Consider the following 12,252-nt stretch of genomic DNA (forward strand, 5'->3'; position numbering starts at 1 on the left):
GGCGCATCTGGCAATACTGGACGGGCAACAAGGCGATCCACCTCTCAGGCTCATCGCAGTCGCCTCATGACAGCGGGCAACTGTGGTAGGCTGGGCCATCTTCCGCTCGACTCAGGAAAGGATATGCACCCGATGGCACGCCGCTTCTGGTTGCTGGCCTGGCTCTCCCTGATGGGATTGCTGACCCTCTATTTTCATGCCCGCGAACAACCGTCGGTGACCGCCAGCGGCGACCTGCTGCTCAAGGCCGATGCCAGCGGCCACTATCGTCTGGAGGGTGCCATCAACGGTCAGCCGGTGCAACTGCTGCTCGATACAGGAGCAACGCGCATTACCGTGCCACAACAGGTCGCCGAACGGCTTGGCCTGACCGCCCGCGGCAGCAGCCAGGTCAATACGGCAGCCGGCTTTATCCGGGTCGGCAACGGCACCATCGAAACGCTGGCGATGGGACCTCTGACCTTGTACGATCTGGCCATCTTCATCAATCCGGCAGCGGCTGGCGACGAGGTGCTGGTAGGCATGAACGCCCTCGGCCGGCTGGAGCTGGTTCAAAAGGAGCGGCAGTTGCTGCTCAGACCTTTGCAGGAATAAAAGGCATGCTACAACAGGACATCTGCCGCGCCGTGCGCGCCGCACTACTCGAAGACTTGGGCGATGCCCTCACCCCGTTGGATCAACCGGATGCCAGCGCCGACATCACGGCCCAGCTGATCCCGGCGGATCGCCTCGCCAGCGCCAGGGTCATCACCCGCGAGGCTGGCGTATTTTGCGGCCAACCCTGGGTCGATGAGGTGTTTGTCCAGCTTGGTGGCGAAGTCAGAGTTGAATGGCTGGTACAAGATGGCGAAGTACTCTCCCCCAATCAGGAACTGTTTCGCCTGCATGGCCCGGCCCGCGTGTTGCTGACTGGTGAGCGCAATGCCCTCAACTTCGTGCAGACCCTCTCCGGAGTGGCCTCTCTTACCGCTCGCTACGTGGCCGAGCTGGCAGATACCGATTGTCGGCTGCTCGATACCCGCAAGACCCTGCCAGGACTGCGCAGCGCCCAGAAGTACGCAGTCACCTGCGGCGGCGGCAAGAATCACAGGATCGGCCTGTTCGACGCTTACCTCATCAAGGAGAACCACATTCTCGCCTGTGGCGGCATCGCTGAAGCAATCAACGAAGCCCGCCGTCTCAACCCGGGTAAACCGGTAGAGGTAGAAGTCGAATCCCTGGTCGAGCTGGAGCAGGCCTTGGCTGCCGGCGCCGACATAGTGATGCTGGATAACTTCGACATTCCCATGATGCGCGAGGCGGTTGCTCTCAATCAGGGCCGGGCCAAGCTGGAGGTTTCAGGCAACGTCACGCTGGATACCCTGGCTGACTATGCCGCCACCGGCGTCGATTTTATCTCGGTCGGCGCCCTGACCAAGCATGTACGCGCCCTGGATCTCTCGATGCGATTCATCTAGCCGCAGAGGCTTCATCATGCCCCCATCTTGTCGCTGACATATAACAAGATGAAGGACTTGCAAAAGGCGCCACGGGCGCCTTTTCTTTAAGGCAGGATCCCTCGGCAAAGGAGTGTGAGATGGACCCATCCCCGCCAGTAAAAAAGAGTCGATAGGGACTCTTCATCCATGATTTATATCAAAATTTTCGCAAATGATAGAAAGATTGTTAACAAAGGCCCCGGCCTCTGTTGCCAAGTCAAACAGCTCGGATAAGATACTGACGTGTGGATAGTTTTCCACCGGCACTTCCCAGGAACCAAGGACAAAAAGGATATTTGAAATGAAGAAACAATCAGGCTTTACCCTTATCGAATTGATGATCGTGGTCGCGATCGTCGCCATCCTGGCCGCCATCGCGCTGCCGGCGTATCAGACCTACACGAAAAAAGCGAAATTTACTGAGGTAGTATCTGCAGTTGCTCCATACAAAACTGCAATCGAAATATGCGCCCAAACAACAGCGGCCGCAGATGGGACTCTAACTACCTGTCTTTCAGGAACTAATGGTGTGCCTCCTGATGTCACTACCCCTAATGGTAATGTGGCATCAGTTGTAGTTAATGCCGCAGATAATTCTGTCGAAGCCACCGCAGTTGGTGCTTCTGGAGCTCCTGTAAACGGCCTTGAAGGTGAAAACTATATACTCGTACCCACTGTTGCCACCGGGAAAGTTAACTGGGCTGCCAGCTCAGCATCAACTTGTACTACCGCAGGTATCTGCTGATAAATGACCTCTAGCCCCAATAGCGGCCTGGCATTAAGCCTGGCCGCTTCTTCCCTGCTCAGTGAGTCCGACTCACAGCGCTATCTGAGTCAAGCCAAGGCCCAGCGCAAGCCCTTTGTGACCTTTCTGATCGAAAACGAAATCCTCGACAGCAAGGCACTGGCCGACTTCTGCGAGCTGGAGTATGGGGTACCTCTGCTGGATCTTGCCGCCTTCGACCTGGCCGAGATCCCGCAGAAATACCTCAATCAGAAGCTGATTGAAAAACATCACGTCCTGCCCATCTACACCCAGGGGCACACCCTCTATATCGCCATGTCGGATCCGACCAATGTGTCGGCACTGGAGGATTTTGGCTTCAGCTTCGGGTTGCATACCGAGGCGCTGTTGGTCGAGGAGAACAAACTCACCACTGCCATCGGCAAGCTGATGGAGAGCGATCAGGATGCCCTCGGCATGGAGGACATCGACGAATCCGAGATCTCCGAACTGGAGGTCTCGGACGAGGGATCGCGGCTCGACGAGAGCGTCAATACGGCTGACGATGACGCCCCCATCGTCAAATACATCAACAAGATCATGATGGATGCCATCAAGCGTGGAGCCTCCGACCTTCACTTCGAGCCCTATGAGACCAAATACCGCATCCGCTTTCGGATAGACGGGATCTTGCATGAGGTAGCAACTCCGCCAGTCAATCTGGCCAACCGCTTCTCGGCACGCCTCAAGGTGATGGCACGGCTCGATATCGCCGAGCGGCGACTGCCCCAGGATGGTCGCATCAAGCTGAAGCTGTCGCGCAACAAGTCGATGGATATGCGGGTCAATACCCTGCCCACCATGTGGGGCGAAAAGATCGTTATCCGTCTGCTCGACTCCTCCGCCGCACGCCTCAATATCGAGCAACTCGGTTTCGACGAGCGCCAGAAGGCGCAATACCTGCGTGCCCTGTCGAAGCCTCAGGGCATGATTCTGGTGACCGGCCCTACCGGTTCGGGCAAGACGGTTTCACTCTATACCGGTCTCAATATTCTCAATACCACCGAGGTCAATATCTCCACCGCCGAAGATCCGGTGGAGATCAACCTGCCCGGCGTCAATCAGGTGCAAGTCAATCCCAAGGCAGGGCTGACCTTCGCCAGCGCCCTGCGTTCTTTCTTGCGCCAAGACCCCGATGTGGTCATGGTGGGTGAAATCCGGGATCTGGAGACCGCTGAAATTGCCATCAAGGCCGCCCAGACCGGCCACCTGGTGCTATCCACCCTACACACCAACTCGGCGGCAGAAACGCTGACCCGGATGATGAACATGGGGGTGCCCGCCTTCAATATCGCCTCCTCGGTCACCCTGATCATGGCTCAGCGGCTGGCGCGCAAACTGTGCGATCACTGCAAAGCCCCCGAAGTGGTACCCGAGGCTGAGCTGCTTGAGCTGGGTTTTACCCAGCAGCAGCTGGCCGCTGGCTTGCGGCTGTTCAAACCGGTTGGCTGCAAAGAGTGCTCAGGTGGGTACAAGGGCAGGGTCGGCATCTACGAAATCATGCTAATGTCTGAAAACATCGCAAAATTGATCATGCAGGGGGCCAACTCTCTGCAAATTGCCGCCATCGCCCAGAAGGAGGGCATGCGCACCTTGCGTACCTCTGGCCTTGAGAAGGCTCGCCTGGGGGTGACCAGTCTGGCGGAGATAAACCGGGTAACAACCAACTGACAGAGTCTATCGCTCAGCCGATTCATCCAGGTGCCGCCGGCCCTGGCGATTTCCATCAGGCCGAGGCTGCTTCTCCTCATGACGAGCAACCCGAGCCCCATTGCAGGACGCAGTGATGGCAACGCTAACCCAGAAACAGAATGCCCCCAAGAAAGTCTTCGCCTTTCGCTGGAGTGGGGTGAACCGCAAGGGCCAGAAAGTCTCCGGCGAATTGCAGGCCGACAGCATCAACACGGTCAAGGCAGAGCTGCGCAAACAGGGTGTCAACGTCACCAAGGTGAGCAAGAAGAGCCAGGGGTTATTCTCCAAGGGCGGCGCCAAGATCAAGCCGATGGACATCGCCGTCGTCTCTCGCCAGATCACCACCATGCTGTCAGCCGGCGTACCTCTGGTCCAGAGCCTGCAGATCATCGCTCGCAGCCACGAGAAGGCAGCCATGCGCGAGCTCATGGGGCAGATTGCCGCCGATGTGGAGACCGGCACCCCTATGTCCGAGGCGCTGCGCCGCCATCCCCGTCATTTTGACGATCTCTACTGCGATCTGGTGGAGGCTGGCGAACAGTCCGGCGCTCTGGAGACCATCTACGATCGCATCGCCACCTATCGCGAGAAATCGGAAGCCCTCAAGTCCAAGATCAAGAAAGCCATGTTCTACCCCACCATGGTCATCCTGGTGGCCATTGTTGTTACCTCCATCCTGCTGCTGTTTGTCATTCCCCAGTTCGAGGACATCTTCAAGAGCTTCGGTGCCGAGCTGCCCATCTTCACCCAATTCGTCATCGGCATCTCCCGTTTCATGCAGAACTGGTGGTATGTGATTTTTGGCGGCATAGCGCTCGCCATCTTTCTCTACGTGCGCGCCTGGCGCGCCTCCCAGAAGGTCAAGGACAACACCGACAAGTTCATACTGACCATCCCGGTGGTTGGCATGATATTGCACAAGGCCGCTATGGCCCGTTTCGCCCGCACCCTCTCCACCACCTTCTCCGCCGGTATTCCACTAGTGGATGCCTTGGTCTCTGCGGCAGGTGCCTCCGGTAACTATGTCTACCGCACTGCCGTCATGGCCATTCGCAACGAGGTGGTGGCCGGCATGCAGATCAACGTGGCCATGCGCACCGTCGATCTGTTCCCAGACATGGTGATCCAGATGGTGATGATCGGCGAGGAGTCTGGCGCCATCGATGATATGCTCTCCAAGGTCGCCACCATCTTCGAGCAGGAGGTGGACGATCTGGTCGACGGCCTCACCAGCCTGCTGGAACCTCTCATCATGGTGGTGCTGGGGGTTCTGGTCGGCGGCATGGTGGTCGCCATGTATCTGCCCATCTTCAAACTGGGATCGGTGATCCACTGATCCCCCATCAATCCGAGACTCAATGTTGCTAATCACTGACGTTTTTCACAGCCTGCCCTGGCTCTATTTCTCGCTGGTATTCCTCTTTTCTCTGATGATCGGCAGTTTTCTCAACGTGGTCATCCACCGCCTGCCCATCATGCTGGAGCGGGAGTGGCAGGCCGAATATCTCGGCTATTTCAATCCAGAGACACAGCCGCAGCAGGAAGAGCGCTACAACCTGATGGTGCCGCGTTCTGCCTGCCCTCATTGCGGCCACGCCATCACGGCCATGGAGAACATCCCCCTGCTCAGCTGGCTCTGGCTCAAGGGGCGCTGCCGTGAATGCCAGGCCCCCATCTCGGCCCGTTATCCTCTGGTGGAATTGCTGACGGCCCTGCTCTCGCTGGTCGTCGCCGCAACATTCGCACCGGGCTGGGGCTTGCTGGCCGCCCTGTTGCTCACCTGGGTACTGGTGGCGCTCACTTTCATCGATCTGGACAAGATGCTGCTGCCGGATCAGCTGACCCTGCCACTGCTGTGGGGTGGCCTGTTGTTCAATCTGACAGGGGGATTTGCGCCGCTGGCCGATGCGGTGATCGGCGCCATGGCCGGCTATCTGGTGCTCTGGAGCCTCTACTGGGCCTTCAAGTTGCTGACCGGCAAGGAAGGGATGGGCTATGGCGACTTCAAGCTGCTGGCGGCGCTGGGTGCCTGGCTCGGCTGGCAGGCACTGCCCATCGTGTTGCTGCTCTCGTCGCTGGTTGGTGCTTTCATCGGAATTGGCCTCATTCTGCTGCGCAACCATCATCAGAATAAACCCATCCCCTTCGGCCCCTATCTGGCCATCGCCGGCTGGATCGCGCTGCTGTGGGGCGATACCATCACCCGCTGGTACCTCACGACGTTTCTCTGACCAAGGCAGCACTGACCCATGTATGTAGTCGCAATCACCGGCGGAATTGGCAGCGGCAAGACCACGGTTGCCAATCAGTTTGCAGAACTGGGCATCGAAGTAGTGGATGCGGACGTCATCGCCCGCGAGGTAGTGGAGCCAGGTACCCCGGCCCTGGCCGCCATCGCGGCCCATTTTGGCTCAGAAGTCATCACCCCCGATGGCCAGCTCAATCGCCGTCAGCTGCGGGAGCGGGTCTTCAGCGACCCGGACGCCAAGGGCTGGCTCAACGCCCTGCTCCACCCTCTCATTCGCACCGAGATGCAGCGCCAGTGTGCGGCCGCTCGCTCCCCCTATTGCTTGCTGGTAGTGCCCTTGCTGGTGGAAAACCGGCTCACTGCCCTGGCCAATCGGGTACTGGTGATCGACGTGGACGAGGCGACCCAGATTGAGCGTACCTGCCGCCGGGACGGCGTGAGCCGCGAGCAGGCCCAAGCCATTCTGGCCGCCCAGGCGGGCCGGGCCGAACGGCTGGCGGCAGCCGACGATGTACTGGACAACCAGAATGGCACGCCCGAGGCGATAAAGAGCCGAATTTTAGCGCTGCACGAGACATATCTGGCATTTGCCTCTCAACAAGCCCGCCAACTGTGAGTACACTAGGCCGGTTTATGGCTGGCCAGGATTAGGCATGATTTACGATTTTCCCCTCAATGAAAAAAGCCGGACCTATCTTCGTCTGGAGTCCCTGTTTTCCCAGATCCGCGACAATCTGGAGAGCGACCAGTCCTGGGCACATATCGCCTTTTTCAAGGGGCTGTTCGACCTGCAGGAGTTGCTGGAACGCGGCGACCTGCGCGCCGATCTGATCAAGGATCTGGAGCGCCTCGGCCAGCGCCTGAGCCACTGGGCCAGCCTGCCCGATGTCGACCTGGAGCAGATCAGCCAGATGCAGCAGGAGAGCACCCAGCTCTCCCGCAACCTGCTGAGTGCCCCGCGTCCCGGTGCCCGCCTCAAAGAGGATCGGCTGCTCGGTTCCATTCGCCAGCGCTTCTCCATTCCGGGCGGGTTGTGCGCCTTCGACGTGCCGCAACTGCACCACTGGCTGGCCACCCCGGCCATCGCCCGTCATCAGCAGATGCAGTTGTGGCTGAGCGACATCAATCTGTTGATGAACGCCATCTCCCTGCTGCTGCGGCTGTGGCGTGAGTCCGGCAACTTCAGCGAGCAGGTTGCCGTCAACGGCTTCTTCCAGGACACCGCCGAGAGCGCCGAGCTGATCCGCATCCGTCTGACTGGCACCCAGCAGTGCTACCCCACCCTGAGCGGCCACAAGAACCGGTTCGCCCTGCGTTTCCTGCCCACTACGGAGCAGCAGATCGGTGATGTCCCCTTCCAGCTTGCCTGCTGCTGAGGAGTATTCATGGTGACCAAAGTAAAGTGCCCGACCTGCCAAACCGAGCTGGAATGGGGCCCGCAAAGCCCGTTTCGCCCGTTCTGCAGCAAGCGCTGCCAGCTGATCGATCTCGGCGAGTGGGCCGACGAGGAGAAGCGGATCCCGGGGGAAATAGACCCGGAGCTGCTGCCCTACCCCGAAGAAGGGGAGCAGTGGCAGTAAGCCAGCAAGCAAAAAGGGCCGATACGGCCCTTTTTGCTTTGGTATTCACTGCGGCTCACATCAGCCCTGTGCGGCCAGTGATGCCTGCAGGCGCATCACGATCGGGCCATTGGCATCGGGGAAGTGGTACTCGTGCAGCGAGGCCAGCGGTACCCAGCGACACTCCTGCCCCTCCTTGCCGAACGGCTCGCCGCTGAAGCGGGTCACCTTCCAGATATCCAGCAGCACCTGCTTGTCCGGGTAGTCGTGATGCAGTTCCATGAAAGGGGCGCAATCCTGCACCCGGATCCCGATCTCTTCCCACAGTTCGCGATCCAGCGCAGTAAGCAGATCCTCCCCGGCTTCCACCTTGCCGCCGGGAAACTCCCAGCGATCCCCCTGATGGCGATCGGCGGAGCGTTTGGCGATGAAGATATCGCCCCGTTCGTTCTCGATGACGCCGACCGCCACCCAGATCCGTTTCTTCTGTTCCATCATTGTCCTCAACGTAAACACGGCAAACGGGCAATCCAGGACGCAAGCCGACGGGCCTGCGGCTCCCTTTGTGCCGTAAAGATATCCTGCCCCACATGCTCGCTCCCGCCAGGGGCGGGTTGCGGCCAGGGTATGGCGCCTGGCGGCGTGAAGCAGCGATCGTGCACCAGACAGCTCTGCGAGAGATAACCCCAGAGCCGGTCGCGCAAAAACCATTGGTCGATGTTCGGCGTCTCCATCACGTCGGGCTGATAGCCTTCGAGCAGGGGCGCCAACGGCGGCAATATGCCGGCCACCCCGCCCCACATCCCCGCCAGCACCAGATCGGTATGGCTCCACCAGTCGCGCATGATATGAAACCAGTGCGTCGATGCAAGCCACTCCTGTACCGCCAGCAGCTCGCGCACGCCCGGCACCGAATCCACATCCCGCACCAGAAAGCGCCCCACCTGTGGATCATTGGCCACCTGGAAACGCCAGCACAGACGCTGACGCAAAGGCTGACCGGCAGGTTGCAACAAGAGCTCTGCCCCCAGTTCGCGCAGCGCAGCGAGCAACTCGGCCGGCACGCTCTCATCCACGTAGAAACGCACCCGCCAGCCCGGATAGAGATAGGCCGCCGCCAGCACGTTGTCGATGGCTCCTCGCAGATAACGGGGAGCACTGCCCCACAGGGAAAAAGCGATGACATCTGGTTTGCGACTGCCATCGGCCAACCAGACGGCCGGTTCTGCCGCAGGCAATGCCCAGGATGGTAGCGCCTTGCCCGCCGACCGGGCCTTCAGGGTCAGTGAGCGGGTTCCCGCCTGGGCAGCCTCATCGTAGCGATCCAGCTTGGCCAACGAGGCGCAGAGGGCGTCCAGCGCATGGAAATCGTCGGGGGCGTGCTGCAGCAGGGTCTGCAAGCGCGCCACTGCCAGCTCGTACTGACCGGCCCGCGACAAGCAAGCGCAGAGGTTGCGCAGCACCTCGTCATTGCCGGGTTCGGCCTTGTGGGCCATCTCCAGCACCTGCGCTGCGGAAGCCGGGTCGTCGCACAGAAAGAGGTAATAGGCAAACTGCAGCTGCAAGGCTACCGGCTTGGCCGTGCTGCCGTTAAGCCGGGCCAGCAGTTGCTGGATAGCCACCTGGCGCTGGCCGGCCAGCCAGCTGTTGTGGGCAGTGGTATCCCATCCTGTCGGCATCTTGCTCATCGCATGGCTCTCCCTCTTTGCCTGCCGGAAATGAATGCACCGCCCGGAGGCGGTGCATCATCGTCATTGCGCTATCAGATCAACTGACCGTGGCAGTGCTTGTATTTTTTGCCTGAACCGCATGGGCAGGGGTCATTGCGTCCCACCTTCTGCTCGTCCCGCACGAAGGTAACCGGTGCCGCTTCGGCCTGTGCCTCGTCGTCAGCCAGCTGGTTGTCGGCCACGGCATGGGTGTAGGTGCGGGGAGCGGCTTCGGCCTGCTGGCGCTGCTGCTCTTCCATCGCCTCTACGTCGCGCTCCTGAACCTGTACCCGGCTCAGGATGCTGACCACGTCGCGCTTGAGAGTTTCCAGCATCTGGGTGAACAGATCGAAGGACTCGCGCTTGTACTCCTGCTTGGGGTTCTTCTGGGCGTAACCGCGCAGATGGATGCCCTGACGCAGGTGATCCATGGCCGCCAGGTGCTCTTTCCACAGGCCGTCCAGGGTTTGCAGCATCACCGCCTTCTCGAAGTTGCGCAGCACCTCCTTGCCGACCAGCTCTTCCTTGTGGGCATAGAGCTTGGTGGCTTCATCCAGGATGCGCTCGCGCAGCTTCTCTTCATAGAGCTTGTCGTCTTCCGCCAGCCACTGCTGCAACGGCAGATCCAGTGCGAAGTCGGACTTCAGGCGGGCTTCCAGACCCGGCACGTCCCACATCTCTTCCAGGGACTGCGGCGGGATGTACTCGTCGATGATGGCGCCATAGACATCGTCACGGATGACGTGGATGGTCTCGGAGATGTCGCTGGTGTCCAGCAGCTCGTTGCGCTGCTCATAAACCACCTTGCGCTGATCGTTGGCCACGTCATCAAATTCCAGCAGGCTCTTGCGGATGTCGAAGTTGCGACCTTCCACCTTGCGCTGAGCGTTCTCGATCGCCTTGGTCACCCACGGGTGCTCGATGGCCTCGCCCTCTTCCATCCCCAGCTTCTTCATCATGCCGGTGACGCGATCGGAGGCGAAGATCCGCATCAGGGTATCTTCCATGGAGAGGTAGAAACGGGAGGAGCCCGGGTCGCCCTGACGACCGGAACGGCCGCGCAGCTGGTTGTCGATACGACGGGATTCGTGGCGCTCGGTACCTATGATGTGCAGACCACCGGCGGCCAATACCGCATCATGACGCACCTGCCAGGCCTCTTTCAGCTCGGCGATTTGTGCCTCGGTCGGGTTCTCCAGCTGGGCGATTTCCGCTTGCCAGTTGCCGCCGAGCACAATGTCGGTACCACGACCGGCCATGTTGGTAGCGATGGTGACGGCGCCGGTCTGACCGGCCTGGGCGACGATCTCCGCTTCCATGGCGTGGAACTTGGCGTTCAGCACCTTGTGCGGGATGTTTTCCTTGGTCAGGATGCCGGAGAGCAGCTCGGAGTTCTCGATGGAGACGGTCCCCACCAGCACCGGCTGGCCGCGCTCGACGCAGCCGCGGATGTCTTCGATGATGGCGGCATACTTCTCTTGTGCCGTGAGATAGACCAGATCGCCCATGTCTTTGCGCACCATCGGCTTGTTGGTCGGGATAACAACGGTATCCAGGCCATAAATCTGCTGGAATTCAAAGGCTTCTGTATCAGCAGTACCCGTCATGCCCGCCAGCTTGTCGTACAGACGGAAGTAGTTCTGGAAGGTGATGGAGGCCAGGGTCTGGTTCTCGTTCTGGATCTTGACCCCTTCCTTCGCTTCAACCGCCTGATGCAGACCATCGGACCAGCGACGGCCCGGCATGGTACGGCCGGTGTGCTCGTCGACGATGACGATCTCGTCTTTCTGAACGATGTAGTCGACGTTGCGCTCAAACAGGGTATGGGCGCGCAGGCCGGCGTTGACGTGGTGCAGCAGACTGATGTTGGTGGCGGAGAACAGGGAGTCGTCCTCGGCCAGCAGCCCCTCTTTCTTGAGCAGCTCTTCCACGAAGATCTGGCCGTTTTCGGTCAACAATGCTTGACGGTTCTTCTCGTCCACCGTGTAGTGGCCGTCGCCGGTGTACTCTTCAGAGTCTTCCTTGTCCTGCTTGACCAGCAGCGGGATCAGCTTGTTGACGCGAATATAGAGCTCGGAGCTGTCTTCGGCCGGGCCGGAGATGATGAGCGGGGTACGGGCTTCATCGATGAGCACCGAGTCCACCTCATCCACCAACGCATAGTTGAGCGGACGCTGCACGCGCTGCTCGGGCGAGAACGCCATGTTGTCGCGCAGGTAGTCGAAACCGAATTCGTTGTTGGTACCGTAGGTGATGTCGGCAGCGTAGGCGTCACGCTTCTGGGACGCATCCATGCCAGGCACGTTGCAGTCGACTGTCATGCCGAGGAAGGCGAACAGCGGGCGATTCGCCTCGGCGTCACGCTTGGCCAGATAGTCGTTCACCGTGACCACGTGCACACCGCGACCGGAAAGCGCGTTCAGATAGGCAGGCAGAGTTGCGGTGAGGGTCTTGCCTTCACCGGTTTTCATTTCGGCGATGCGGTTGGAGTTCAGCACCATGCCACCGATCAGCTGGACGTCGAAGTGACGCATGCCGAACACCCGGCGAGAGGCTTCACGCACGGTGGCAAAGGCCTCCGGCAGCAACTGCTCCAGTGTCTCACCCTGCTCCAGACGCTGACGATACTCGGCCGTCTTGGCCTGCAGCTGTGCATCGGACAGAGCTTCGAACTGAGGCTCCATCGCATTGATCTGTTTTACAATTTTGCGCAGAGCCTTGAGCGTTCTGTCGTTCCGGCTGCCGATAATCTTGGTAAGCAGTGTGCTAATCATGGGTACCA

Annotated in this window: 12 protein-coding genes; 9 read left to right on the top strand and 3 right to left on the bottom strand. The window is 59.9% G+C overall.

The window, feature by feature from the left end:
- The first annotated feature begins 123 nt into the window (after nt 1–123).
- The 9 genes from OKC29_RS15300 to yacG all read left to right on the top strand — a co-directional run bounded on the left by OKC29_RS15300 (nt 124) and on the right by yacG (nt 7,782).
- A complete protein-coding gene (locus OKC29_RS15300; protein ID WP_024944772.1) occupies nt 124–594 on the top strand; it encodes a retropepsin-like aspartic protease family protein in 471 nt (156 codons plus the stop codon).
- A 5-nt stretch (nt 595–599) separates the two neighbouring features.
- Entirely contained in the window at nt 600–1,457 is an 858-nt protein-coding gene (gene nadC / locus OKC29_RS15305; RefSeq protein ID WP_073351948.1) for a carboxylating nicotinate-nucleotide diphosphorylase, read from the top strand.
- A 322-nt stretch (nt 1,458–1,779) separates the two neighbouring features.
- Complete coding sequence (gene tapA / locus OKC29_RS15310; RefSeq protein WP_073352603.1) at nt 1,780–2,223, top strand: type IVa pilus major pilin TapA; 444 nt, start codon at nt 1,780–1,782, stop codon at nt 2,221–2,223.
- 3 nt (nt 2,224–2,226) lie between these two features.
- Entirely contained in the window at nt 2,227–3,933 is a 1,707-nt protein-coding gene (gene tapB / locus OKC29_RS15315) for a PilB family type IVa pilus assembly ATPase TapB (RefSeq protein WP_073351950.1), read from the top strand.
- A gap of 115 nt (nt 3,934–4,048) precedes the next feature.
- A complete protein-coding gene (locus tag OKC29_RS15320; RefSeq protein WP_011707570.1) occupies nt 4,049–5,290 on the top strand; it encodes a type II secretion system F family protein in 1,242 nt (413 codons plus the stop codon).
- A 22-nt stretch (nt 5,291–5,312) separates the two neighbouring features.
- Nucleotides 5,313–6,185: a prepilin peptidase gene (locus OKC29_RS15325; RefSeq protein ID WP_065475375.1), complete on the top strand. Its 873-nt coding sequence runs from the start codon at nt 5,313–5,315 to the stop codon at nt 6,183–6,185.
- A gap of 18 nt (nt 6,186–6,203) precedes the next feature.
- Nucleotides 6,204–6,818 (top strand): dephospho-CoA kinase, encoded by a 615-nt coding sequence (gene coaE, locus OKC29_RS15330; protein ID WP_073351951.1) that lies wholly within the window; start codon nt 6,204–6,206, stop codon nt 6,816–6,818.
- Between the two features lie 37 nt (nt 6,819–6,855).
- Nucleotides 6,856–7,578 (top strand): cell division protein ZapD, encoded by a 723-nt coding sequence (gene zapD, locus OKC29_RS15335; protein ID WP_043160635.1) that lies wholly within the window; start codon nt 6,856–6,858, stop codon nt 7,576–7,578.
- Nucleotides 7,579–7,587: 9 nt separating this feature from the next.
- A complete protein-coding gene (gene yacG / locus OKC29_RS15340; RefSeq protein ID WP_005305661.1) occupies nt 7,588–7,782 on the top strand; it encodes a DNA gyrase inhibitor YacG in 195 nt (64 codons plus the stop codon).
- A 60-nt stretch (nt 7,783–7,842) separates the two neighbouring features.
- Here the strand turns inward: yacG and mutT are convergent, their stop codons facing one another.
- From mutT to secA, 3 genes are all read right to left on the bottom strand, one after another.
- Complete coding sequence (mutT, locus tag OKC29_RS15345) at nt 7,843–8,256, bottom strand: 8-oxo-dGTP diphosphatase MutT (RefSeq protein ID WP_174892455.1); 414 nt, start codon at nt 8,254–8,256, stop codon at nt 7,843–7,845.
- An 8-nt stretch (nt 8,257–8,264) separates the two neighbouring features.
- Nucleotides 8,265–9,449, bottom strand: a complete 1,185-nt coding sequence (locus tag OKC29_RS15350; protein ID WP_073351955.1) for a tetratricopeptide repeat protein — start codon at nt 9,447–9,449, stop codon at nt 8,265–8,267.
- Nucleotides 9,450–9,523: 74 nt separating this feature from the next.
- Nucleotides 9,524–12,244, bottom strand: coding sequence for a preprotein translocase subunit SecA (gene secA / locus OKC29_RS15355; RefSeq protein ID WP_073351957.1), 2,721 nt, complete (start codon nt 12,242–12,244; stop codon nt 9,524–9,526).
- Between the last annotated feature and the right edge of the window lie 8 nt (nt 12,245–12,252).

It is taken from the genome of Aeromonas sp. QDB34, assembly GCF_027705405.1.
Classification (GTDB): Bacteria; Pseudomonadota; Gammaproteobacteria; order Enterobacterales; family Aeromonadaceae; genus Aeromonas; species Aeromonas hydrophila.